General features: G+C 73.9%; 20 protein-coding genes. 15 read left to right on the forward strand and 5 right to left on the reverse strand.

The window, feature by feature from the left end:
- From ACFW1A_RS20865 to ACFW1A_RS20920, 12 genes are all read left to right on the forward strand, one after another.
- Window positions 1-2379: amino acid adenylation domain-containing protein (locus ACFW1A_RS20865; RefSeq protein ID WP_380410610.1), on the forward strand; the 2379-nt coding region annotated here is incomplete at its 5' end.
- Window positions 2380-2411: 32 nt separating this feature from the next.
- Window positions 2412-3347, forward strand: a complete 936-nt coding sequence (locus ACFW1A_RS20870; RefSeq protein WP_380410611.1) for an ornithine carbamoyltransferase — start codon at window positions 2412-2414, stop codon at window positions 3345-3347.
- Complete coding sequence (locus ACFW1A_RS20875; RefSeq protein WP_380410612.1) at window positions 3344-4621, forward strand: MFS transporter; 1278 nt, start codon at window positions 3344-3346, stop codon at window positions 4619-4621. Before ACFW1A_RS20870 ends, ACFW1A_RS20875 begins: the two co-directional genes overlap by 4 nt.
- A 9-nt stretch (window positions 4622-4630) precedes the next feature.
- Window positions 4631-6373: a fatty acyl-AMP ligase gene (locus ACFW1A_RS20880; RefSeq protein ID WP_380410613.1), complete on the forward strand. Its 1743-nt coding sequence runs from the start codon at window positions 4631-4633 to the stop codon at window positions 6371-6373.
- The gene (locus tag ACFW1A_RS20885) at window positions 6370-8037 is read left to right on the forward strand and encodes an acyl-CoA dehydrogenase family protein (protein ID WP_380410614.1); all 1668 of its coding nucleotides are present in this window, start codon (window positions 6370-6372) and stop codon (window positions 8035-8037) included. The genes ACFW1A_RS20880 and ACFW1A_RS20885 overlap by 4 nt, the downstream gene beginning before the upstream one ends.
- Window positions 8034-9077 (forward strand): hypothetical protein, encoded by a 1044-nt coding sequence (locus ACFW1A_RS20890; RefSeq protein WP_380410615.1) that lies wholly within the window; start codon window positions 8034-8036, stop codon window positions 9075-9077. Before ACFW1A_RS20885 ends, ACFW1A_RS20890 begins: the two co-directional genes overlap by 4 nt.
- A 31-nt stretch (window positions 9078-9108) precedes the next feature.
- The gene (locus tag ACFW1A_RS20895) at window positions 9109-9375 is read left to right on the forward strand and encodes an acyl carrier protein (protein WP_380410616.1); all 267 of its coding nucleotides are present in this window, start codon (window positions 9109-9111) and stop codon (window positions 9373-9375) included.
- Window positions 9372-10775, forward strand: coding sequence for a condensation domain-containing protein (locus ACFW1A_RS20900; RefSeq protein ID WP_380410617.1), 1404 nt, complete (start codon window positions 9372-9374; stop codon window positions 10773-10775). Before ACFW1A_RS20895 ends, ACFW1A_RS20900 begins: the two co-directional genes overlap by 4 nt.
- A gap of 65 nt (window positions 10776-10840) precedes the next feature.
- Window positions 10841-11902: a 2,3-diaminopropionate biosynthesis protein SbnA gene (gene sbnA / locus ACFW1A_RS20905; protein ID WP_380410618.1), complete on the forward strand. Its 1062-nt coding sequence runs from the start codon at window positions 10841-10843 to the stop codon at window positions 11900-11902.
- Window positions 11903-11927: 25 nt separating this feature from the next.
- Window positions 11928-12953: a 2,3-diaminopropionate biosynthesis protein SbnB gene (gene sbnB / locus ACFW1A_RS20910; protein WP_380410619.1), complete on the forward strand. Its 1026-nt coding sequence runs from the start codon at window positions 11928-11930 to the stop codon at window positions 12951-12953.
- Between the two features lie 25 nt (window positions 12954-12978).
- Complete coding sequence (locus tag ACFW1A_RS20915; protein WP_380410620.1) at window positions 12979-13638, forward strand: alpha-ketoglutarate-dependent dioxygenase AlkB family protein; 660 nt, start codon at window positions 12979-12981, stop codon at window positions 13636-13638.
- A 34-nt stretch (window positions 13639-13672) separates the two neighbouring features.
- On the forward strand, window positions 13673-15859 hold the full coding sequence (locus ACFW1A_RS20920) for an ArnT family glycosyltransferase (RefSeq protein WP_380410621.1): 2187 nt from the start codon (window positions 13673-13675) through the stop codon (window positions 15857-15859).
- Between the two features lie 21 nt (window positions 15860-15880).
- Here ACFW1A_RS20920 and ACFW1A_RS20925 read toward each other — a convergent pair whose 3' ends face one another.
- Entirely contained in the window at window positions 15881-16615 is a 735-nt protein-coding gene (locus ACFW1A_RS20925; RefSeq protein ID WP_380410622.1) for an alpha-ketoglutarate-dependent dioxygenase AlkB, read from the reverse strand.
- Between the two features lie 19 nt (window positions 16616-16634).
- Window positions 16635-17864, reverse strand: a complete 1230-nt coding sequence (locus ACFW1A_RS20930) for a hypothetical protein (protein WP_380410623.1) — start codon at window positions 17862-17864, stop codon at window positions 16635-16637.
- Between the two features lie 273 nt (window positions 17865-18137).
- Between ACFW1A_RS20930 and ACFW1A_RS20935 the strand changes: the two genes are divergently transcribed.
- Window positions 18138-19559, forward strand: a complete 1422-nt coding sequence (locus ACFW1A_RS20935) for an ATP-binding protein (protein WP_380410624.1) — start codon at window positions 18138-18140, stop codon at window positions 19557-19559.
- Window positions 19560-19697: 138 nt separating this feature from the next.
- Here ACFW1A_RS20935 and ACFW1A_RS20940 read toward each other — a convergent pair whose 3' ends face one another.
- Window positions 19698-20108: a DoxX family protein gene (locus ACFW1A_RS20940; protein WP_380410625.1), complete on the reverse strand. Its 411-nt coding sequence runs from the start codon at window positions 20106-20108 to the stop codon at window positions 19698-19700.
- Between the two features lies 1 nt (window position 20109).
- Window positions 20110-20463 carry a VOC family protein gene (locus tag ACFW1A_RS20945; protein ID WP_380410626.1) on the reverse strand — a complete coding sequence of 118 codons (354 nt, stop codon included), beginning with the start codon at window positions 20461-20463 and terminating at the stop codon, window positions 20110-20112.
- A 182-nt stretch (window positions 20464-20645) separates the two neighbouring features.
- Here ACFW1A_RS20945 and ACFW1A_RS20950 point away from each other — a divergent pair, with 182 nt between their 5' ends.
- A complete protein-coding gene (locus tag ACFW1A_RS20950; protein WP_380410627.1) occupies window positions 20646-21671 on the forward strand; it encodes an AraC family transcriptional regulator ligand-binding domain-containing protein in 1026 nt (341 codons plus the stop codon).
- A 63-nt stretch (window positions 21672-21734) separates the two neighbouring features.
- Here the strand turns inward: ACFW1A_RS20950 and ACFW1A_RS20955 are convergent, their stop codons facing one another.
- On the reverse strand, window positions 21735-21983 hold the full coding sequence (locus ACFW1A_RS20955) for a hypothetical protein (protein ID WP_380410628.1): 249 nt from the start codon (window positions 21981-21983) through the stop codon (window positions 21735-21737).
- A gap of 385 nt (window positions 21984-22368) precedes the next feature.
- On the opposite strand from ACFW1A_RS20955, the gene tuf reads away from it, so the two are divergent.
- Complete coding sequence (gene tuf, locus ACFW1A_RS20960; RefSeq protein ID WP_380410629.1) at window positions 22369-23550, forward strand: elongation factor Tu; 1182 nt, start codon at window positions 22369-22371, stop codon at window positions 23548-23550.
- Window positions 23551-23679: the final 129 nt, after the last annotated feature.

Below are 23679 nucleotides of genomic sequence, written 5' to 3' on the forward strand. Positions count from 1 at the left end.
CGCTGCGTCGCGCTCGCCCTGCCCCGCACCACCGACCTGGTGGTCGCCCAACTCGCCGTCTGGAAGGCCGGCGCCGCCTACCTCCCGCTCGACCCGGCCGCCCCCGCCGCCCGCACCGCGCACATGCTGCGCGACGCCGACCCCGTCCTCGCCCTCGCCACCACCCGCACCGCCGACGCCCTCGACGGCCTCCCGGTCCTGCTGCTCGACCAGGCGGCCCTCGACCACCCCGGCACCGAGCTCGGCCTGCGCCCCGACCCGCACCACCCCGCCTACGTCATCTACACCTCCGGCTCCACCGGCCTGCCCAAGGGCGTGGTGATCGAGCACCACAGCCTGACCGACCTGTGCGCCACCAACCGGCGGGTCCTGATGGACCGTCACTTCGGCGCCGGGCCGGTCGGCGTGGCGATGACCGCGGGCGTCACCTTCGACGCCTGGCTCGACCCGCTGACCTTCCTCGCCGCCGGCCACCGGCTGCACCTGATCGACGAGGAGACCCGGCTCGACCCGCGCGCCCTGGTGCGCCACGTGGTCGAGCACCGGATCGACTTCCTCGACGTCACGCCGTCCTTCGCCGCGGTGCTGGTCGAGGAAGGGCTGCTGGACCACCCGGACCACGCCCCGGCCGTGCTCTCGGTCGGCGGCGAGGCGGTCGGCGCGGACCTGTGGCGCACCCTGCGCGCGGCGGCCCGGACCAGCGGCCTGAACTGCTACGGCCCGACCGAGTTCACCGTGGACGCCGTCACCCTCACCACCGAGGACGCGGCCCTGCCGCTGATCGGCCGACCGGTCGACAACGCGCGGGCCTACGTGCTGGACCCGCACGGCAACCCGGTGCCGCCCGGCGTGCCCGGCGAGCTGCACCTGGCCGGCGGCGGGCTGGCCCGCGGCTACCTGGGCCGCCCCGACCTGACCGCCGAGCGGTTCGTCCCCGACCCCTTCGGCCCGGCCGGCTCCCGGATGTACCGGACCGGCGACCTGGCCCGCTGGACCCCGGACGGCCTGCTCGACTTCCTCGGCCGCACCGACGACCAGGTCAAGATCCGCGGCTTCCGGATCGAGCTCGGCGAGATCCAGTCCGTGCTCACCGCCCACCCCGAGATCACCCGGGCCGCCGTCGTCGTCCGGGGCGGCCGACTGCTGGCCTACCTGGTCCCGGAGGACGCCCGCACGCTGCCCGACCCGGAGGTGCTGCACAAGTACGCGGCCCAGGCGCTGCCGGACTACATGGTGCCGACGGACTTCGTGGTGCTGGACGAACTGCCCAGGACCGCGCACGGCAAGCTGGACCTGCGCCGACTGCCCGAGCCCGAGCGCACCGGGGCCACCGGCGGCCGCCCGCCGCGCACCGAGCGCGAGCGCGCGCTCTGCGCGCTGCTGGCCGAGGTGCTGGAGCTGCCCGAGGTCTCCGTCGACGACAGCTTCTTCGCCCTCGGCGGCCACTCGCTGCTGGTCACCAGGCTGGTCAGCCGGATCCGCACTGAACTCGGCGTGGACCTCCCGGTCCGCACCGTCTTCGAGGCCCCCACCGTCGCCGAACTCGCCGAGCGGCTCGCCGCCCGCACGGCGCCCGCCGCGATCCCGGTCCTGCTGCCGCTGCGCCGCACCGGCACGCTGCGCCCGCTGTTCTGCGTGCACCCGGGGCTGGCGATCGGCTGGGGCTACGCCAACCTGCTGCCGCACCTGCCGCGCGAGCTGCCGGTGTACGCGCTGCAGGCCCGCGGATTGGCCGAGCCGACGGCGCTGCCGGACCGGATCGAGGCGGTGGCCGCCGACTACCTGGCGCAGCTGCGCCGGGTGCAGCCCACCGGCCCCTACCGGCTGCTCGGCTGGTCCTTCGGCGGCCTGCTCGCGCACCAGATGGCGGCCCAGCTGCGGGCGGCCGGCGAGCAGGTGGAGCTGCTCGCGGTGCTGGACGCGCACCCGGACTGGCGCGACTTCGAGCCGCTGCCCGACGGGGCCGACGAGCGCACCCAGCTGATCGAGGTGCTGGCCGGCCTGGGGATCCTGCCGGCCGGCGCCGAGCACGAGCCGCCGACCCTCGCGCCCCGGCTGCGCTTCCTGGAGCTGCTGCGCGCCGCCTACCCGGAGCTGGCCGACCTGGACGCGGCCACCGCGGACCGGCTGGTCGAGGTGCTGCTCAACTTCCAGCGGATCGGCGAGGCCTACCGCGCGCCGGCCCAGGACGGCGGCGTCGAGCTCTTCGTCGCCACCGCCACCGAGTCCGCCGAGCACCCCAAGCCGGCCGCCTGGCGGGCGCTGGTCGCCGGCGAGGTGACGGTGCACCGGCTCGACCTCGCCCACGCCGAGCTGGCCACCCCGGCCGCCTCGGCCCTGGTCGCCGCCGCCCTCGCCGAGCGCCTCGCCGCCCGCTGACCCTCCCTCACCCACACGGAACGAAGGCCCTGATGACCGCGACAGCACGACACCTGATCTCGATCTCCGACCTGACCGACGAAGAGCTGCGCCACCTGGTGACCCGCGGCGTGGAGTTCGCCGAGCAGGACCGGCCGGCCGGCACGGCGCTGGCGAACCGGGTGGTGGGCGTCTACTTCAAGAAGACCTCCACCCGCACCCGCACCGCCTTCTCCAGCGGCACCCTGCGCCTGGGCGGCGACCTGCTCACTTACCAGCCCGGCGACCTGCAGCTGAACACCGGCGAGACGCTGGAGGACACCGGCGACGTGCTCTCCCGGATGATCGACGTGCTGGTGGCCCGCACCGCCGAGCCCTCCGCCGACCTGCGGGCGCTGGCCGCCCAGGGCCGGATGCCGGTGGTCAACGCGATGAGCACCGAGGAGCACCCGACCCAGGCGCTCACCGACCTGACCACCCTGCAGCGGCACTTCGGCCGGATCGAGGGCCTGCGGGTGCTCTACCTGGGCGAGGGCAACAACACCGCCTCCGCGCTGGCGCTGGCGCTCTCCCGGTACCCGGGCACCGAGCTGCACCTGCGCACCCCCGAGGGCTACGGGCTGCTCACCGACTACCTGGACCGGGCCACCGCCCAGGCGGCCGAGCACGGCTCGCTGGTCACCGAGCGGCACGACATGGCCGACCTGCCCCGGGACGTGGACGTCATCTACACCACCCGCTGGCAGACCACCGGCACCACCAAGCCGGACCCCGACTGGCGCGAACGCTTCGACCCGTTCCAGGTCCGCGCCGAGCTGTGGGAGGGCAGCCCGAAGGCGGTCTTCATGCACGACCTGCCCGCCCACCGCGGCGAGGAGGTCACCGCCGAGGTGCTCGACGGGCCGACCAGCATCGCCTTCTGGCAGGCCGGCCACAAGCTGACCAGCGCCATGGCCGTGCTCGAGTGGTGCGCCGGGGGCCGGGCATGACCGTCGACGCCCTGGACCCGGCGGCCGCCTTCGCCCCGCCCGCTCCCCCGCCGCTGCGCCGCAACCGGGACTTCGTGCTGCTGTGGACCGGCACCGCGCTCTCCTCGCTCGGCTCGCAGGTCTCCGCCTTCGCCTACCCGCTGATCGTGCTCTGGTCCGGCGGCTCGGTCCGCTCGGCCGGCCTGGTCGGCGCCGCGGCCGCGCTGCCGCAGCTGGTGCTCTCGCTCTTCGCCGGGGTGCTGGTCGACCGGTTCGACCGCAAGCGGCTGATGCTCGGCTGCAACCTCGGCCGGTTCGCCGCCCTGGCGGTGCTGGTCGCCACCCTGCTCGCGGGCAAGGTGCTGCTGCCGGTGCTGCTGGCGGTGGCCTTCGTCGAGGCGAGCCTCGGCGTGGTGCACAAGCTCGCCGAGCACGCGGCGGTGCGCAACGTGGTCCACCCGGACCACCTGGACCAGGCGATCTCGCAGAACGAGGCCCGGGTGCAGGCCACCGGCCTGCTCGGCCAGCCGCTGGCCGGCGCGCTGTCGGCGGTGGCGTTCTGGGTGCCGCTGCTCTTCACCGCCGTCTCCCAGCTGGTCTCGTTCACCACGCTGTCCGCGATCCGCAAGGGCTTCCAGGCCGAGCGGACCGACCCGGCCGAGCGCGGCAAGGTGCTGGCGGAGATCGCGGCCGGGGTGCGCTGGCTCTGGAACCACCATCAGCTGCGGGCGGCCGCCGGGGTGATCGCGGTCAGCAACCTGCTCTTCGAGGTGCTCACCCTGGGCATGCTCACCGTGCTGCGGCACGACGGGGTCTCGCCGGCGGTGGTCGGCCTGGTGATGGGCGCCGCCGGGGTCGGCGGCGTGATCGGGGCGCTGTCCACCTCCTGGTGGCTGGAGCGGCTCAGCCTGCCGGTCATCGTGCTGGGCGCCAACCTGATCTGGGCCGTGCTCTTCCCGCTCACCGTGCTGCTGCACAACCCGCTGCTCTTCGCCCTGGTGATCACCCCGATGGCACTGATCGGGGCGGCCTGGACCATCGCGGTGGTCTCCTTCCAGGTCCGGGTCACCCCGGACGAGATGCAGGGCCGGATCGCCAGCGTGGTCTCCATCATCGCCTTCGGCACCCTGCCGCTGGGCGCCCTGGTCGGCGGCTTCGCCCTGCAGTCCTTCGGCTTCCGGCCCACCGTGCTGGCCTGCAGCGGCGTGATGGCGCTGCTGGCGCTGTCGGCCGTGCTCAGCCCCTCGCTGCGCCGGATCGGCACCGAGCCCGCTCCCACCCCTACCGGAAAGTGACGACCCGCCATGCGTGATCTGATCGAGGCGACCGCGCACCACGCCGGCCGCACCCCGCAGGCCGCGGCCGTGGTCTTCGCCACCGCGGACACCGAGCGGGTCCTGACCTACCACCAGCTGGCCGCCGACGCCCAGGCGGTGGCCGCCGAGCTGCGCCGCACCACCCGGCCCGGCGACCGGGCGCTGCTGCTCTTCCCGACCGGCCTGGAGTTCGTCACCGCCTTCCTGGGCTGCCTGTACGCCTCGGTGGTGCCGGTCCCGGTGCCGCTGCCCGGCCGGGGCAGCAGCCAGCGCCGCCGCACCGGCGGCGTGGTCTCCGACTGCGACGCCCGGCTGCTGCTCACCGACCGCGCCACGCTGCCCGAGGTGGCCGAGTTCGCCGAGCAGGAGCGGCTGGCCGAGGTGCGCTGCCTGGCGGTGGAGGACGTCGCCCCGGTGGCCGAGGCCGACTGGGTCTGGCCCGCCGCCGACCCGCAGGCGCCCGCCTTCCTGCAGTACACCTCCGGCTCCACCAGCGACCCCAAGGGCGTGGTGGTCAGCCACGCCAACCTGCGGCACAACTTCGGCGAGCTGCGCGCCATCCTCTCGCTGGAGCCGGAGCACACCGTCTGCAGCTGGGCGCCGCTCTTCCACGACATGGGCCTGATCGCGGCGCTGCTGCTGCCGCTGTACCAGGGCGGGCGCACCGTGCTGCTGCCGCCGACCGACTTCATCCGCCGCCCGTACACCTGGCTGAAGCTGATCCAGCGCCACCGGGCGACCCACTCGTTCGCCCCGAACTTCGCCTACAACCTCTGCGCGCGCTCGGTCACCGACCAGCAGCTGGCCGAACTCGACCTGTCCAGCTGGCAGGTGGCCGCCAACGGCGCCGAGCCGGTGCACGCCCGCACCGTCGCCCGGTTCACCGAGCGGTTCGCCGCCGCCGGCCTGGCCCCGGACACGGTGCGCCCGGCCTACGGCCTGGCCGAGGCCACCCTCGGGGTCACGGCCGGCGTGCCCGGGCGGGCCGCCACCGTCACCACGGTCGACCCGGCCGAGCTGGAGCGCAACGTCTTCGCCCCCGTGCCGGACGGCCTGGAGCTGGTCGGCTGCGGGCGCCCGGCCGGCCTGGAGCTGCGGATCGTCGACCCGGGCGACCACCGGGTGCTGCCGGACGGCCAGGTCGGCGAGATCTGGCTGCGCGGCGGGTCGGTCAGCGCGGGCTACTGGAACAAGCCCGAGGTGAACGCGCGGGTCTTCGGCGCGACCACCGCCGACGGCGCGACCGGCTACCTGCGCACCGGCGACCTGGGCGTGCTGCACGGCGGCGAGCTCTACGTCACCGGCCGGATCAAGGACATGATGACGATCAACGGCCGCAACATCTACCCGCACGACGTCGAGCGCGAGGTCGGCGAGCTGCACGCCGGGTTCGGCGGGCTGCAGGGCAGCGTCTTCTCGGTGCCAGCCCCGGCGCCGCTGGAGGAGCTGGTGGTGGTCCAGGAGGTGCGGGCCGCCCGGCTCGGCGCCACCGCCCTGCCCGAGCTGGCCGAGACGGTCAAGCTGGAGCTGGGCCGCAGCCTCGGCATGGCGGTCGGCAACGTGGTCTTCCTCAAGCCCGGCAAGGTCAGCCGGACCACCAGCGGCAAGATCCAGCGCTCCCGGATGCGCGAACTGTTCGTCAGCGGCGCGCTGGAGCCGCTGTACGAGGAGCTCAGCCCGCGTGCCCGGGCCAGCTACCGCCGCCCGCAGCCGGTCGGGGAGGGAGCGTGAAATCGACCCTGGTCCAACTGGCCGAGCGCTTCGACCGCGGGCTCGGCGACCCGCACGACCCGCTGCAGACCTTCTCCTTCGCCCGCTGCCAGGAGCTGGACGAGCGCGAGGAGTTCCCCACCGAGATCTGCCAACGCCTGGACGGGCTGGGCCTGGCCCGCCGCTACGTGCCCGGCGCGCTCGGCGGCGAACTGCACAGCTACGAGGAACTGGCCGCCCTGGTCCGCCTGGTGGCCCGCCGCGACCTGACCGTGGCGGTGGCGCACGTCGGCACCTTCCTGGGCGCCGCCTCGGTCTGGCTGGCCGGCAGCGCGGAGCAGGCCGAGCGGCTGGCCCGCGAGGTGGAGGCCGGCAGCGTGGTCTCGCTGGCCCTGTCCGAGCGCGAGCACGGCAGCGACCTGCTGGCCAACCGGGTCGCCACCGAGGCCGGTGAGCAGTGGTACCGGATCAACGGCGAGAAGTGGCTGATCGGCAACGCCTCGCGCGGGCAGCTGGTCTGCGTGCTGGCCCGTACCGAACCGGTCGGCGGGCCGCGCGGGTTCAGCCTGCTGCTGGTGGACAAGCGCCGCCTGGCGCCCGGCAGTTACCGCTGCCTGCCGGCGGTGCGCACGGTCGGGATCCGGGGCGCGGACATCAGCGGGATCGAGTTCCAGGGGGCCGAGGTGCCCGCCGACGCGCTGGTCGGCGCGGCCGGCACCGGGCTGGAGACGGTGCTCAAGTGCCTGCAGCTGACCCGCACCCTGTGCGGCGCCCTGTCGCTGGGCACCGCCGACCACGCCCTGCGGCTGGCGGTGCGCAACAGCGCGCCGGACCCCAATCCGGCGCTGGCCGGCGCCTACGCCGACCTGCTGGTGGCCGAGGCGGTGACCCTGGTGGCGGCCCGCGCCGTGCACACCCTGCCGGGTGAGATGAGCGTGGTCTCGGCCGCGGTCAAGGCCTTCGTGCCGACCCTGGTCGAGCAGCTGATCGCCGACCTGGCCCGCGAGTTGGGGCCCACCCTGCTGCTGGCGGAGCCGACCGACGCGGACAGCTTCCAGAAGCTGGAACGCGACCACCACATCATGAGCATCTTCGACGGCAACACCGCGGTGAACCTCAACGCGCTGATCAACCAGTTCGACGCGCTGGCCCGCGGCTACCACCGGGGCCGGGTCAACCAGGACGGCCTGGCCACCGCCACCACCCTGGCCACCGAGCTGCCGCCGGCCGGCACCAAGGCCCTGGAACTCTTCTCCCGCCACGGCAGCAGCCTGGTGCAGAGCCTGCCCGCCGCACTGGCGCAGCTGACGGACCCCCAGCTCGTGCCGCTGGCGGCCGAACTGGCCGAGCAGGCCGCCGCGATCCACGCCGAGATGGCCGAGCTGCGCCCGTCCGCCCGCGAAGTACCGGCCAGCTCGTACGAGTTGGCCCGGCGCTACACCGTCCTGTTCGGCGCGGCCGCCTGCGTCCAGCTCTGGCTGCACAACCGCACGGCGGACGACTCGGCCTGCTGGCAGAGCAGCAGCTGGCTGCGGGCCGCCCTGGTCCGGCTGCTCGGCCAGCTGCGCCCGGGCGGCGAGCTGCCCGCCGAGCTGGTCGCCGACCTCACCGGGCGGCTGCAGCGGCAGCACCGCGCCGGCCGGCTCTTCTCCCTGCTCGACTGCCAGTTGGAGGAGACCGCATGACCACCGCACTGCCCCGGGCCACCGCCCTGCTCGGCGATCCGGAGGACCCGGCCAACCCGCTCGGGTTCGCCGCCGCGGTCGAGGCCGACGAGCGCCGCGAACTGCCCGAGCCGGCCGCCCTGGACCGGACCGAGGAGTTCCTCCAGGCGCTCGGCGCCCGTGACCTCGGCCTGGTGCTGGGCCGGGCCCTGGCCCCCGCGCTGACCGGCGACCCCACCCCGGCCGCCCACACCTTCGCCGTCGGCGGGCCGCTGCGCGCCCGCCGGTCCGGCCGGGTGCTGCTGCTGGACGGCGAGGTGCACGCCACCGGCCCGCGCCGGCTGCTGCTCACCGTCGAACTGGACGGCGCGGCGCGCCACCTGCAGCTGCCGGCCGAGCTGCGCCCGTCCGTCGGGGCCGCCTACCGCACCCCCGGGCTGCGCGGCTGCCGCCCGCACCGGCTCGTCTTCACCGCCCACCCCGTCCCGGTCACCGCGCTGGTCGACGCCCCGGCGGACCGCGCCGCCGAGGCCCGGGCCCTGGCCGCCGCCACCATCGGCGCCCTGGACACCCAGCTGCGCACCACCCTGCGGTTCGCCGAGCGCCGCGAGCTGTACGGCCGCCCGGTGATCGCCCTGCCCAGCGCCCGCGCGGTGCTGGCGGAGGCCTTCGCCGACCTGCTGACCGCCGACCGCTGCCGCGCCGAGGGCGTGACCGCACCCGTCGAGCAGCTGGTCCGCGACGCCGGCCACCGGCTCTCGCTGCTGCTCGGCGCCCGCTCCTACCTGCGCGAGGGCGAGCACGCGATCTTCCAGAAGCACCAGCGCGACCTCACCACCCTGGCCGCGCTGCGCGGCCCGCGCCCGGGCCCCGGCGAGCAGCAGCGCCGGGAGGCCGCCGAGGCCTGCCGGCGGGTCCGGCAGCGCGCCACCGAGCCGCTGCTGCGCGAGCAGGACCGGCCGGCCGGCCGCACCGACCGGACCGAGGCCCTGCTCGCCGAACTGCGCCACCGGCTGCACTCCGGCCGCAGCTTCGACCTGTCCAACCGCCCCGTCAACTGACCCACCCAAAAAACGTTTTAGGGAGTTCACCATGTCCGAGCAGACCGTCGAGACCTCGGTGGCCGGGATCACCGACTGGCTCACCGAGCGGGTCGCCTTCTACTTGGAGCTCGAGCCGGAAGAGCTGCGGCCGGACGTCAAGCTGGTCGAGTACGGGATGGACTCGGTCTACGGGATGAGCCTGGTCGCCCAGATCGAGGACCGGTTCGAGGTGGAGCTCTCCCCGACCCTGGCCTGGGACCACCCCACCATCGACGCCCTCTCCGCCCACCTGCACGACCTGGTGGGCGGCCGATGAGCACCGCGCACCTCGCCCTCACCACCGGCCAGGAGGCGCTCTGGTTCCTGCACCGGATGGCCCCGGCCAGCCCCGCCTACAACGTGGCGATGGCGGTCCGGATCCACCAGCAGGTGGACGACGAGGCGCTGCGCCGGGCCGTGCACCGGGTGCTGGACCGCCACGAGCTGCTCCGCTCCCGGTTCGCCGAGGCCGACGGCACGCCGTACCGGGTGGTGCACCAGGGGCCGGTCGAGGTGCTGGAGGTGCACGAGCTGCCCGGCGCCACCGACACGGAGCTGCACGAGCGCGCGCACGCCGCGGTCAACCGCCCGTTCGACCTGACCGTCCCGGGCCCGGTCCGGGTGCTGCTGCTGCGCCCGCGGCCGACCGACGCGGTCCTGCTGGTGGTGGCCCACCACATGGCCACCGACGGCGCCTCGCAGGTCATCGTGCTGGGCGACCTGCTGACCGCCTACCGGGCCGAGCTGGACGGCACCGAGCCGACCTGGCCCGAGCTGCGCCGCCCGTTCCAGGACGTGGTGGACATCGAGCGGGAGGTGCTCGACTCGCCGCGCCGGGGCGAACTGGCCGACTACTGGCGCGAGGTGTGCGCCGGCGCGCCGCCGCTGCTGGAGCTGCCGGTGGACCACCAGCGCCCGGCCCGCAAGCGGTACGTCGGCGCCACCCACGACCTGCGGCTGCCCGAGGAGCTGGTGCGGCGGCTGCGGCCGGCGGCGGCCGCCGCCGGGGTCACCCCGTTCGCGGTGCTGTTCGGCACCTTCCAGGCGCTGCTGCACCGGTGGACGGCGCAGGCGGACTTCCTGGTCGGCTACGCCGTGAGCACCCGGCCGGAGCGGACCATGAAGGACGCGGTCGGCTACTTCGTCAACACGCTGCCGCACCGGGTCCGGATCGGCGACCAGCTGACCTTCCGTCAGCTCTTCGCGGAGATCGGCGAGCAGGTCCGCCAGGACCTGGCGCACCGGGACTTCCCGCTGCCGCTGCTGCCGGGCGAACTGGGCCTGCCGGCCGACCCCGGCCGGACCCCGGTCTTCCAGGCGATGTTCAGCCTGGTCGCCGCCAACCGGTTCCAGCCGCTGCTGGAGCTGCTCGCGCTCGGCGACCCGCGGGCCGAACTGGTCCACCACGAACTGCGGCTGTCCGGCTTCGCCGTGGACCAGCAGGAGGGCCAGTTCGACCTGAGCGCCGAGGTGCTGGCCGGCACCGGCGGCGTCAAGGTGGCGCTCAAGTACGACGCCGACCTGTTCGAGCCGGCCACCGTGGCCCGGATGGCCGCCCACTACGAGCGGCTGCTGGAAGCGGCCGTGGCGGACCCGGACACCCCGGTCGCCGCGGTCGACCTGGTCGATCCCACCGAGCGCGAGGCGTTGCTCGCCTTCGCCACCGGCCAATGGTGACCGCCCTCGCGGCCACCCCCCGTGCCGCCACCGCAACCCCACCGAGACCGGGAGAGAACGGCGTCATGCCGACACACGAGTCCGCCACCCTGGCACCGGAACGACCGGTCACCCGGGACAGCTCGCTGACCGACCGGTTGGCCGCGCTGGCCGCCACCTTCGCGGAGACCCCGCTGGTGCGGCTCGACGAGGAGCGGATCGAGCTCTACGCCAAGCTGGAGTACTGCAACCCGAACGGGAGTTCCAAGGACCGCTCGGCCTTCTGGATCCTCAAGAAGGCCATCGAGCGCGGCGACATCACCCGCCACACCACGGTGGTCGAGTCGTCCTCCGGCAACTTCGCCATCTCGATGGCCGCGTTCTGCCGGGCCCTGGGGATCGGCTTCGTCCCGGTGATCGACCCCAACTGCAACGCGCTCACCGAGGCCTACCTGGACATCATGTGCGACACGGTGGAGAAGGTCACCGTGCGCGACGCCAGCGGCGGCTTCCTCAACACCCGGCTGGCCCGGGTGCGCGAGCTCTGCCGGGAGCTCCCGCACGCCTACTGGCCCAACCAGTACGCCAACGACGACGCGCTGGCCGCCCACTACCAGCTGACCGGCGGCGAGATCGCCCGGGTGCTGCCCGAACTGGACTACGTCTTCCTCGGGGTGAGCACCGGCGGCACCATCGCCGGACTGTCCCGCCGGGTCAAGGAGACCTACCCGAACGCCACCGTGGTCGCGGTGGACGCGGCCGGCTCGGCCATCTTCGGCCAGCCGCCGGCCGCCCGCCGACTGCCCGGCCTGGGCTCCAGCCTGGTCCCGCAGCTGTGCGAGCGGGCGCTGATCGACCAGGTGGTGATCGTGCCGGAGGCCCGGGCGGTGCGCGGCTGCCTGGACCTGGTGCGCCGGCACGGCCTGTACGCCGGCGGCTCCACCGGAAGCGTGTACGCCGCGATCGAGCACTGGTTCGCCGAGCACCCGCCGGCGGCGGGCCGGCGCCCGCGGGTCGCCTTCCTCTGCGCGGACCGCGGCATCGCCTACGCCGACACCGTCTACAACCCCGCCTGGGTGAGCGCCACCTTCGGCACCGGGGAACCGCCCGCCGCCTGGTCCCTCACCCCCGCCACGTCCACCCGCTGACCCTTCGTCACCCTCGGAGTCCGCCATGTCCGACGCCCCGCTCTCCTTCCCGCCGCTGCGCGTGCTGTCCGGCGCCGACGTCCTCAAGCAGGTCGACGGCAACCGCCCCACCCTGGTGGACGTGGTCCGCCGCGCCTACCTGGCGCACGACGCCGGCGACAGCAGCAACCCGCACAGCGCCTTCCTGCGCTTCCCGCACCGGCCCAGCTCCCGGATCATCTCGCTGCCGGCCTACCTGGGCGGGGAGTTCGAGGTGGCCGGGATCAAGTGGATCGCCAGCTTCCCGGAGAACCCGGCCCGCGGCATCCCGCGCGCCTCGGCGGTGCTGGTGCTCAACTCCACCGAGACCGGCTACCCGTACGCCGTGCTGGAGTCCTCGGTGATCTCCGCGACCCGCACCGCGGCCTCGGCCGTGCTGGGCGCCGAGGCGCTGGTGGGCGCGCGCCGGGCCCGCCGGGTCGGGCTGGTCGGCACCGGGCTGATCGCCGGCCACGTCTGGAAGTTCCTGCGCGACCTCGGCTGGGAGATCGACGGCCTGCGGCTGTTCGACCTGGACCGGGCGCACGCCGAGCGGTTCGCCGCCGAGCTGGCCGCCCAGGGCGCCCCGGCCACCGAGGTGGTGGACGAGCTGGCGGGCGCCTTCCTCGACTGCGACCTGGTGGTGCTGACCACGGTGGCCGGCGAGCCGCACGTGCACGACCCCGCGCTGCTCGCCCACGCGCCCGTCGTGCTGCACCTGTCGCTGCGCGACCTGGCGCCCGAGCTGGTACTGGCCGCGCAGAACATCACCGACGACGTCGACCACGCGGTGCGCGAGCGCACCTCCCTGCACCTGGCCGAACAGCTCGTCGGCAACCGGGACTTCGTGCACGGCACGATCGCGGACGTGCTCAACGGCACGGTGGTCCGCGACCCGTCCCGGGCCGCCGTCTACGCCCCGTTCGGCCTCGGCGTGCTGGACCTGGCGGTGGGCCAGTGGGTGCACACCCAGGTGGCGGAGACCGGGGCGGGGGTGGAGCTGCCGGACTTCTTCGGGGACGCGGTCCGCTGAGGGCCGCTGGCTACCATGGGTGGTGATGACCGAGCTCTTCCCGCGATCGCGCACCGAGGTCGCCCCCGGTGCGGTGCACGTGCCCGACTGGCTCACCCTGGAGCAGCAGCGTGAGCTGGTCGCGGCCTGCCGGGAGTGGGCGCGCGGGCCGGTCCCGATCCGGCACACCCGGCTGCCGGGCGGCGGCGTGATGTCGGTGCAGACCGTCTGCCTGGGCTGGCACTGGCAGCCGTACCGGTACACCCGCACCGCCGGCGACGTGAACGGCCGCCGGGTCGCCGAGTTGCCCGACTGGCTGGTCCGCCTGGGCCGCGCGGCGGTGGCCGAGGCCTACGGGGACCGGGCCGCCGGTGCGGCCTACGCCCCGGACACCGCGCTGGTCAACTTCTACGACGCCGACGCCCGGATGGGCCTGCACCAGGACAAGGACGAGCGCAGCGGCGCCCCGGTGGTCTCGCTCAGCATCGGGGCCGACTGTCTGTTCCGGTTCGGCAACGCCGAGCACCGGGGGAAGCCGTGGACCGACCTGCGGCTGGCCTCCGGCGACCTGTTCGTCTTCGGCGGCCCCTCGCGGTACGCGTACCACGGGGTGCCCAGGCTGCTGCCGGACACCGACCGGCCGGAGACCGGACTGACCCGGGGGCGGCTCAACCTGACCCTGCGGTCCACGGGGCTCGCCGACTGAACCCACTTGATCGTCCCGCTCCGGACCCGGCATGATGCGCCTCTCAAGAGAGGGGGAGCGGCGCACGGCCGGTGGAGCCGCGGCGCCGTGCCGACACGTCATCGACACCACCGACATACCCGGCGCGATACCCGGGGCGCCCGCGTGCGAGGGAGCCACCGACGCACCCGTCGCCGACCCGGGTGCCGCCGACCCGACCGCCTCCGGTCCGACCGCCCGGGGGCCTGCGGCATCGCCCCGCCCGCCCGTCGCCCGCCGGCTCGGCGCCCTGCTGCGCCGCGCGTTCCCCCTCCCCCGCCTGCTGCTCCTGCTGATCGCCGCGGCGGCCGCGCTCGCCTACGCCTGGCAGCTCGACACCGAGGGCCTGGAGACCTACTACGCAGCCGGTGTCCGCAGCATGGCCGGCAGCTGGCACGCCTTCTGCTACGACGCCTTCGACCCGCGGGCCACCACCACGCTCGACAAGCTCCCGGGCGCCTTCTGGGTCCAGGCGCTCTCGGTGCGGGCCTTCGGGTACTCGGTCTGGGCGATGGTGCTGCCGCAGGTCGTCGAGGGCACCCTCGCCGTCCTGGTCCTCCACCGCGCCGTCCGCCGGATCGGTGGCGCGGCGCCCGCGCTGATCGCCGCCGCCGTGCTGGCCACCAGCCCGGTGACGCTGGCCTCCACCCGCGGCAACCTCTCCGAGCCGCTCTACCTGCTGCTCCTGCTGCTCGCCGCGGACGCGGTGCTGCGCCTGGTGCTGCTCGGTCGGCGCCGCTCCGGCTGGGCGGCGGCGGCCTGGATCGCGCTGGCCTTCCAGGCGAAGATGACCGAGGCCTGGTTCCTGCTGCCCGCCCTCGTGCTGACCCTGGTCGTGGCCGCTCCCCGGGGCCGCCGCCTGCGCGCCGCGCTGCACGCGGCCCTGCTCACGGTCACGGCGGCGGCGCTCTCCCTGTCCTGGATGGTCTTCTTCGCCCTCACCCCGGCCGACCGGCGCCCGGTGGCGGACGGCAGCGCGCACAACTCGGTCTTCGAGCAGGTCTTCCTCTACAACGGCGGCGAACGCCTCCGCAGCGGCTGGCACTTCGGCCTGCAGCCGCTCGCCGCGCCGAACCCGGCGGCGGTCCGGCACGCCGACCTGTACGTGACGGACCCGAAGATCGGCGGGGCCCTGCTGCCGTCGAGCACCTTCTCGCACGCGGCCTGGGACCGGTTGCTCACCGCGCCGCTCGGCCCGGACGCGGGCTGGCTGCTGCCACTGGCCCTCGCCGGTGCGGTGCTGCTCCTGGTGGTGCCGCCCCGTCGTCTGCCCGGCGCCCTCGCCCGGGGCGCCGCCGGGCCGTTGACCGCGCCGCACACCCACCTGCGCCGGCACCGGCCCGCGGTGCTGCTCTGGACCGGCTGGCTGCTCACCTGCACCGTCGCGTTCAGCCGGGTCGACGCGCTGCACGACTACTACCTGGCCACCCTGGTCCCGGCCGTCGGCGCGCTCACCGGGCTCACGGTGACCGCGCTGTGGCGGCACGCCCGGGGACTGCTGGCCGCCCTGCTCGTCGTCCAGGGACTCTGGAGCGCGAGCCTGCTCTACGCCCAACTCCCGTTCCTGCAGCTCCTCGTCGCACTGAGTGGCGTCGCGGCGGCCGGCGCGCTGCTGCTGGACGGCCGGATCCGCGGCGCGCTGCGCGTCCCGACCCGGGCGCTGGCCGTCGCCCTCACCCTCACCGTCCTGGTGGCCGGCCCGGTGACCGCGGGCGTGTGGCTGCTGACCCGCTCGGGCGGCCCGTTCGACACGCCGTTCGCCGCCACCGGCACCTTCGCCGAGCCCACGCCCGCCGCCCGGACCGCCCGGCTCTCGGTGACGGGCACCTACGGCGGCTCGATCATGCCCGAGTCCAGGCCCGCCGACTGGGCCAAGCTGCAGCAGTCCGGCGCCACCGCGGACCGGCTCGCGGCCGGCCACGGTGACTGGCTGGTCTACCAGGCCTCCAGCGCCGACGACTTCATCATCAGCGGTCTCACCCACCTCCAGGTGATCGGCGGCTTCAGCGGCAACCTGCCCACCCCGACCGCCGACGACGTGGTCCGCCTGATCGAGTCCGGCCGGATCTCCACCGCCCTGGTCCCGGGCCCCAACACCGAGTCCGGCAACGACCCCCGCGTCCAGGCCGTCAAGTACCACTGCTCCTCGCTCGGCACGAATCCGGAAGCCGACTACCTCTACTACCGCTGCTCCGGGAACTGACGCCGCGCCGGCCGGTGCCGGTCACACCGGCGGCACCAGATCGCTCTCGCTGACGGTGTACGTCAGCAGCGGGTATCGGAAGTCCGTCTCCTGGTTCTCCTGGCGCCGCAGCCGGTAGAACTCGCGCTGCTGCTCCTCGTCGGCCGGCACCAGGCGCGCCCCCTGCGGGAGGTGGGCGTGTCCGTCGCGATACCGGAGGAGGGTCTTCGAGGTCCGGAAGGTCACGCCCAACCACGGGTTGTCCGGGGCCTGGGCGGGCGCGTCCAGCACGATCCGGTGCCGGAGCCGTCGGTTCGAGCCGACCGAGAACGCGACCACGCCGTTGTGCGCGAGGGGGAGTTCGAAGGTCTCGCCGCCGGGCGCCTTCGCCTCGAAGACCAGCTTCCGCTGCGCGCCCGCCCCGGGGTCCCGGTAGCAGGAGAGGACGGCGATGAACGACCCGTCGGCCAGGTCGAGGGCCTGGTCGCAATGGGCGCCCATGGTCCGGTAGGCGTTCGTGTAGCTCTCGATCAGCGCGTTGTTGAAGCCGACCGGCAGCGCCGCAGCCTCCTGCACCTGTCGCGCCAGCCGTTCGTGGACCGCGCGGAAGCGCTGCGCCGGACTGCCGTACCGCGTGGTCGTCCGGACCAGGGGCACCGCACCCGTCGCGTCGGGCCGGGCGAGGACGGCGCCCCGCCGACCCTTTCCGACCTCCTCCCACTGCACCGACGCGGTCAGCTCCGCGTAGCGGTCCTCCTCGGTCGGCAGGGCGTACACGAGGATCCCGTCCGAGGGGCTAGATCCGGGGCGCACGGTAGTCCCCCGCGTTCATGCTGAAGCGGAGCTCGTCGCCGTAGTCGACGAAGGACGAGCTCCGGTTCTCCTCGGCGTACAGCCTGCGCAGCTCGTCCGTGCCGTCCGCCGTGGGCGGCCCCAGCTTCACCGGGCCACCGGCCGCCTTGAGGAACGTGTCGCCGTCCTTGTGCACGGCTTCGGCGCTCGAACAGCGCACCACGTACCCCAGCCGGGTCGGGAGCAGTGCGGCGTCCAGCATCGAGGGCCGGATCTCGTGCGTGTAGAGGCGGTTGGTGGACAGCGGCATGAAGAACACGGAGCCCGGATGGAGCGTCAGGGCGAACTGCGCGGGGAGTCCGGCCCCCGCACCGCCCACGGCCGACTCCTTGAGCCGGAACTGCAGGCGGGTCAGCCCGCTGACCCCCTTCACCCCCAGGTCGAAGGCGTCGTCGGCCAGGGGCTGCAGCCGGTCGAGCCCGTCGTAGAAGGTGCAGAAGGCCATGACGCCGTTGGCGGGCATGTCCTTGGTCTTGTCGGCGTGGGACGAGATCCGTGCCTTGGACTGCTTGCGCTCCACCGTGGCAGGGGTGTTGTGGTAGATCTGCGCGAGCACGTGGTTCAGCGGCGCCTGGCCCCGGAAGACGGCGGCGGCCTCCCGGTTCAGCGCCTCGACGATGCCCGTGTCGGTCGGCCGGAAGTTCTCGGTCGGCCCCGACAGGTTGGTGGAGCACCGGAGCAGGCGGAAGTGCAGCTCGTCGCCGTGCTGCTCGACGGGCGTCAGGTAGATCCCGCTGCGGTGGGCCGTACCGGGCTTGGTGGACTCCGTCAGGGACTGGAACGCGTGCTCGGCGCGGATCCGCCCGAAGTGGTCGCCGTCGCGGTCGAAGAACCCGCGGTAGTGGACGCCGACGCCGTGCACCCGAAGGGGGACCCGGCCGAGGTCGACCAGGGACCACGGGTCCTCGGCGTCCTCGCGATAGCCCTGCGACAGTTCCCGGACCACGAAGACCCTCGCAGCCTCCCGCAGCCGGCGGCCGCCGACCCCGGACACGTCGCCGCACAGGTAGACGCTCTTCCCCGCGAGGTCGGGCGAACCGGACGCAAGCTCCTCGGGCGTGACGACGGACCCGAAGAAGTCCCTGAGCAGGTCACCGTCCCGCAGCGCCGAGGGCGCCACCAAGACGTTGCCCGCCTCGTCGAGGCGGGCTTCGGTCAACTCCGTGGTGTGCATCGAACGGTCCCCGTCAGTCGCAGTTCCAGGTGGCTTGCCCACCACTGAGGACGCACCGGACCGGTGATCGGATGCAGCCGACCACCGGTCGGTTCCGGTCGATCCGCCGGGCCGGCCCAGGTACCCGGCACCGGATGCACTCCGGAGCCGACACGGCCCGTGCAACGCCCATGAGCCCATGAGGGGATTCAGGTCCATGTAGATGGTATCTACGTAGACTGAATCTACATGGATGGGATCTACCTCATGGTCTCTTCGTTCGTCGGCAGGAAGATGGAGCTGGCCCTGCTGGGCAAGCGCCTGCAGAGGGTCACCGAGTCGGGAGCCGGTACCGCACTCGCCATCCGGGGCCGCCGCCAAGTGGGGAAGTCCCGCCTCGTCCAGGAGTTCTGCAACCGGGCAGAAACCCCGTACCTGTTCTTCACCGCGACCAAGGGCGCCTCGCCCGTCTCGGCGGTCGACGAGTTCCTGTCCGACCTGCGACAGTCCTCCCTGCCTCGGGACGTCGAACTGGTACCCGCCGGCGGTTCCGGCAGTTGGCCGGACGCATTCCGGATGCTGGCGGCCGCCCTGCCCGACCGGCCCTCCGTTGTCGTGATCGACGAACTGCCGTGGCTCGCCGAGCAGGACGACCTCTTCGACGGAGCACTGCAGACCGCCTGGGACCGGCTCCTGTCCCTGCGACCGGTCCTCCTGCTCCTCCTCGGCAGCGATCTCCACATGATGGAGCGCCTGACCGCCTACGACCGCCCCTTCTACGGCCGTGCGGACAATCTGACGCTGGGCCCGCTGAACCCCGCCGAAACCGGTGCCGCGCTCGGGCTCGGTCCGGCGGACGCCATCGACGCCCACCTGGTCTCGGGCGGCCTGCCGGGCGTCCTGCGGGCGTGGCCGAACGCCACCCCGGCGCTGCCCTTCCTGGAGCAGGAGTGCACAGACCCTGCCTCACCCGTCTTCTCAATCGCCGAGTCGTCCCTGCTCGCCGAGTTCCCGGCGCCCGACCAGGCTCGCCGTGTCCTGGAAGCCGTCGGAGGCGGTGACCGGACCCACGCGAACATTGCGGCCGCCGCGGGCAGCCGCGAGGGCGCACTCCCCTCCGGCTCCCTGTCGCCGCTGCTGCGCCGCCTCGTCGAGGAGAAGCACGTCCTGGCCATGGACGAGCCGCTTTCCACCCGGCCCGGAAAGCCCGCCCTCTACCGCATCGCCGACAGCAACCTGCGCCTCTACCTGGCCGTCCTGCGAAGCGCGCAGGAGCAGATCCGGCGCGGCCGACCGGAGGCCGCGTACCGCGTGATCGACCGTCGTTGGACCGCGTGGCGCGGGCGGGCCGTCGAACCACTCGTGCGCCAGTCACTCGAACTGGCAGCCATGGACGAAGAGCTGCCCTGGCCGTCGGTCGAGGCGGTCGGCAGGTGGTGGAACCGGCAGTTCGACCCGGAACTGGACCTCGTGGGCACCGACCGCAGCCCCGTGGCACAGCACGTCCACTTCGTCGGCTCCGTCAAGTGGCTGCTCTCCCCCTTCGACCGTCACGACCTCGCGGCTCTGACCCGTGCCGCTCCCCAGGTTCCCGGCTTCGTCCACGGCACGACCGGCCTGGTAGTGGCCTCCCTCTCCGGAGCCACGGCGGACGTCGATCCGGGCGACGTCCGTCTGTTCTGGGGACCCGACCAGGTGATCAGCGCCTGGGGCTGAGAATCGGTCGGCACCACCGCGGTGCACCACCGATCGACGGACCGTCCGCCCCGCCCGCCCTTACCGCGGGGACCCGCGGCCGGAGTGCGCGTCATGTCGGGCTCCCGCTCGTGCGGGGCGCGGCGGGCCGGTGGCCGTTCACCGGGGCTGCGGGGCCCACCTGCCCGGGCGCAGCAGCAGCTTCCAGTCGGCCGGCCAGTTCGCCAGCGCGATCGCGGCGGCGACCAGCAGGTGGATCGGAGCGTCGAGGCTCTGGGTGATCACGTCGTGGTTCACCATGTGCGTGGTGACGGCGCCGTCCAGGACGAGCACCAGGCCGGCCGCGCCCAGGAAACGGCTCGGCCTGCGCGGCACGACCAGCAGCACGCTGCAGATCAGCTCCAGCGTCCCCACCACGAACCGGAACCAGGCGGGGTATCCCCAGTGGGTGAACTTCGCCGCGTAGTCCTGGCCCAGCGGCCCGGTCCCGGGCCAGTACTTGGTGACGGCGCCGAGCAGGAACTCGGCCGCCACGATCCAGTAGAGCGCGGTGGCGATCCGTGCACGCATGTCAGACCCCCGCTTCCGCGACCTGGACGAGGCCGATGACGTTGCCGTCGGCGTCGGTGGCCAGCGCCGTGAGCTTGCCGCCGCCGACGTCGATGACGTCCTGGCGCAGCGTGGCACCGCTCGCCAGCAGGCGCTGCAGGCTCTCCTTGATGTCCTCGACGTGCCAGTAGCAGACCGGTCCGGTCAGGCCCTGCCGGTGTCCGTTGGGGTCGAGACCGATGTTCTGCCCGTCGGCGTGGTAGCCGACGAAGTACACCTCGTCCATGTACGGCTCCGCACCGACCAGTGCGCCGAAGAACGCCTTGGCCTTGGTGAGGTCGCCAACCGGGTAGACGATGGTTCGTACCGATGTCACGGTGACTCCGCTTCTCGCTGCTGCTCGGTGAGTTCCCGCTGTCCGGCGGGCTGTGCCCAACGTTAGGGAGACCGGAGCCCCCGGGATGAGACCACGGCGCGCCGACCGGGGGACCGAACGCGCCATCCGGCGGCGCGCGACGACAGTGGCTGATGGTGCGTCAACTGTCTAGGCTGTCGGCCGTGACGAAGGGATCGATACCGCCGTACGTGGTGCGCCTGGTGCTGGAGGCGGCACGGTCGGCCGGCGTGGACCGGCGGGAGCTCGACCGGCTCCCCGGGGTGGGCGTCCTCGACCAGGACGGCATCCGGGTGCCGACGCGGCTGCTGATGCGCGTCTGGGAGGTCTCGGCCAACACCTTCGCGGAGGTCGGCGGCGCCCCTCGGGTGGCACAACTGTGGGCGCCGGGCCGGTTCCACGTCTGGGACTACGTGATCCGGTCCGCGGCCGACCTCACCGAGGCCTTCCGGCTCGCGGCGGAACACCTGCCGGCGATCACCGACCCGGACAGCGCCTTCGACGTGCGGGTCGACGCGGAGGGGAGGTTGACGGTCGCCACCCGCCCGGTGCCCACCTTCGGACGGGTCGGTGCGCTGATCGCGGAGTTCGTCCTCGGCCTGCTGCTGCAGCAGGCGAGCACGGCACTGGGGCGGCCGGTCGTCCCCCTCGCGGTCACCCTCCCCGGCGAGCCGCCGCGCTCGCACGACCACCTGGTCGAGGTGTTCGGGACCCGCCGGATCCAGTTCGGCGCACCGGTCTCGTCGATCACCTTCTCCGCGCCGGACGCGAGCGCGCCGCTCCCCGGGGCGGACCCCGCCCTCGCGGCCATCGTGAACGACCACGCCGCCCACGCGATCCGGTCGGCCCGGCTGATCATGGGCTGGCTGGACAAGGTGCACGCCGAGATCGCCACCGAACTGGCCGACGGCCCGCCCGCCCTCGACCGGGTCGCCCACCGGCTCGCCCTCAGCCCGCGGACCTTCCAGCGCCGGCTGCACGACGAGGGCACCAGTTGGCGCGAGGAGGTCGAGAAGGTGCGCGAGGCCGAGGCCACCCGCCTGCTGCGGGACACCGGACTCAACGTCGACGCCATCGCCGCCCGGGTCGGGTACACCGACGTGCGCGCCCTGCGCCGGGCCTTCCACCGCTGGCACGGCCGCGGCCCGGCCGAGTTCCGGCGGCAGGCCGTGGCGGGGCAGCGGCGCTGAGACCGACCGCCCCCGGCCCGGCGCCCGGGCCGGGGGCAGGTGGTCGGCAGGCCCCGGCCGCGATCAGCGCGTGCAGGTGACGACGACCGTCCAGTAGCCGCCGACGCCGTCGGACTCCGCTCCGCACTGGTCGGCGGTGTAGCCCGCGGCGAAGGCGGCGGCCCAGGCGCGCTGGCTGGCGTAGTAGTAGCTCCCGCTGGACCGGAAGTGCTGGATGGTCGTGGCGGAGGCCTCGGTGGCGGCGCCGGCGAGGCCGAGCAGGCCGGCTGCGGCGAGGATCACGGCGGCGGCGCGACGGGGAAGCGATGCCATGGTTCTTCTCCCTCTTCTCTGGTGGAGCGGTACCGGAGTGGTGCGGGTGCCGGATCGCGGCAAGACGGGACTCTAACAGCTGATATGACACGTCGACAGATCTCGTTAGCTGGAATTAGTAGCGGCCGGGAAAACCGGTGGCGCCCCACCCCGCCCGACCCGCAGGATTGCCCCCATGACCCGGTACGCCATCGCCCAGTTCCCCGCAGTCGCGGGCGCGATGGCTGCTGCTCCGGCACGGGCAACCGCAGCCGCTGCCGCTGCGTTCGACGGCGCACGAAGCTGACCTTCCCCGGGACCGTCCGACCCCGGGACCTCGTCCGGGGAAGGTGGCTCGCGACCGAGGTCCCGTCAGTAGGCTGACGTTTTCCGGAGATTGATCATCATGGCCAAGCAGGCCTTCGTGCGCAGCAAGCCGCACCTCAACATCGGCACCATGGGTCACGTCGACCACGGCAAGACCACCCTCACCGCCGCCATCACCAAGGTCCTCGCCGACCGCGGCACCGGCACCTTCGTCCCGTTCGACCGGATCGACCGGGCCCCGGAGGAGAGCGCCCGCGGCATCACCATCAACATCTCGCACGTCGAGTACGAGACCGACACCCGGCACTACGCGCACGTCGACATGCCCGGGCACGCCGACTTCGTGAAGAACATGATCACCGGCGCCGCCCAGCTGGACGGCGCGATCCTGGTGGTGTCCGCGCAGGACGGGGTGATGCCGCAGACCTCCGAGCACGTGCTGCTGGCCCGCCAGGTCGGCGTCGAGCACGTGGTGGTCGCGCTCAACAAGGCGGACGGGGCCGACCCGGAGCTGCTGGAGCTGATCGAGCTGGAGGTGCGCGAGCTGCTGTCCGCGCACGGCTACGACGGCGCCGGACTGCCGGTGGTCCCGGTCTCGGGGCTGCGCGCGCTGGCCGGCGACCCGGTCTGGACCGCCGCCCTGCTGCACCTGCTGGACACCGTCGACGCGTACGTGCCGACCCCGGTGCGCTACACCGAGGCCCCGTTCCTGCTGCCGGTCGAGAACGTGCTCACCATCACCGGGCGCGGCACGGTGGTGACCGGGGCGGTGGAGCGCGGGCGGGTCCGGCTGGGTGACAAGGTGGCCGTGCTCGGCTACGGCTCGCAGCTGGAGTCGGTGGTCACCGGGGTGGAGACCTTCGGGCGCACCATGGAGTCCGCCGAGGCCGGCGACAACGTCGCGCTGCTGCTGCGCGGGGTCCAGCGCGGCCAGGTGCGGCGCGGCCAGGTGGTGGCGGCGCCGGGCAGCACCGCGGTGCACACCGGCTTCACCGCCCGGCTGCACCTGCTGGACACCGCCCAGGGCGGCCGCCGCACCGGCATCACCAGCGGCTACCGTCCGCAGTTCTACCTGCGCACCGGCGACGTGGTCGGCAACGTCGAACTCCCCGACGGCACCGACCTGGTGCTGCCCGGCGAGACCGTCGAGGCCACCGTGACGCTGGGCCAGCCGGTCCCGCTGGAGCCCGGCCTCACCTTCGCCGTCCGCGAGGGCGGCCGGACCGTGGCGGCCGGCGCGGTGCGCGAGGTGCTGGCCTGACGCAGCGCAGCCGGTGGCCGGCCCCCATGCCGGCCCCCCGCCCCCCCCCCCCCCCCCCCCCCCCCGCCCACCCCCCCGCCGGCCCCACCCCGGCCCCGCGCCCGTGCAGCCCGGGCACCCCCCCGGCCA

This window comes from Kitasatospora sp. NPDC058965 (assembly GCF_042741245.1).
In the GTDB taxonomy this organism is placed as follows: Bacteria; Actinomycetota; Actinomycetes; order Streptomycetales; family Streptomycetaceae; genus Kitasatospora.

Excerpts from the sequence above, each read along its gene's own strand:
- ACFW1A_RS20900 (WP_380410617.1), top strand. The coding sequence starts at position 9,372 with ATGAGCACCGCGCACCTCGCCCTCACCACCGGCCAGGAGGCGCTCTGG.
- ACFW1A_RS20890 (WP_380410615.1), top strand. The coding sequence starts at position 8,034 with ATGACCACCGCACTGCCCCGGGCCACCGCCCTGCTCGGCGATCCGGAG.
- ACFW1A_RS20930 (WP_380410623.1), bottom strand. The coding sequence starts at position 17,864 with ATGCACACCACGGAGTTGACCGAAGCCCGCCTCGACGAGGCGGGCAAC.
- sbnB (WP_380410619.1), top strand. The coding sequence starts at position 11,928 with ATGTCCGACGCCCCGCTCTCCTTCCCGCCGCTGCGCGTGCTGTCCGGC.
- ACFW1A_RS20875 (WP_380410612.1), top strand. The coding sequence starts at position 3,344 with ATGACCGTCGACGCCCTGGACCCGGCGGCCGCCTTCGCCCCGCCCGCT.
- ACFW1A_RS20915 (WP_380410620.1), top strand. The coding sequence starts at position 12,979 with ATGACCGAGCTCTTCCCGCGATCGCGCACCGAGGTCGCCCCCGGTGCG.
- ACFW1A_RS20880 (WP_380410613.1), top strand. The coding sequence starts at position 4,631 with ATGCGTGATCTGATCGAGGCGACCGCGCACCACGCCGGCCGCACCCCG.
- ACFW1A_RS20935 (WP_380410624.1), top strand. The coding sequence starts at position 18,138 with ATGGAGCTGGCCCTGCTGGGCAAGCGCCTGCAGAGGGTCACCGAGTCG.
- ACFW1A_RS20895 (WP_380410616.1), top strand. The coding sequence starts at position 9,109 with ATGTCCGAGCAGACCGTCGAGACCTCGGTGGCCGGGATCACCGACTGG.
- sbnA (WP_380410618.1), top strand. The coding sequence starts at position 10,841 with ATGCCGACACACGAGTCCGCCACCCTGGCACCGGAACGACCGGTCACC.
- ACFW1A_RS20920 (WP_380410621.1), top strand. The coding sequence starts at position 13,673 with ATGCGCCTCTCAAGAGAGGGGGAGCGGCGCACGGCCGGTGGAGCCGCG.
- ACFW1A_RS20940 (WP_380410625.1), bottom strand. The coding sequence starts at position 20,108 with ATGCGTGCACGGATCGCCACCGCGCTCTACTGGATCGTGGCGGCCGAG.
- ACFW1A_RS20870 (WP_380410611.1), top strand. The coding sequence starts at position 2,412 with ATGACCGCGACAGCACGACACCTGATCTCGATCTCCGACCTGACCGAC.
- tuf (WP_380410629.1), top strand. The coding sequence starts at position 22,369 with ATGGCCAAGCAGGCCTTCGTGCGCAGCAAGCCGCACCTCAACATCGGC.
- ACFW1A_RS20955 (WP_380410628.1), bottom strand. The coding sequence starts at position 21,983 with ATGGCATCGCTTCCCCGTCGCGCCGCCGCCGTGATCCTCGCCGCAGCC.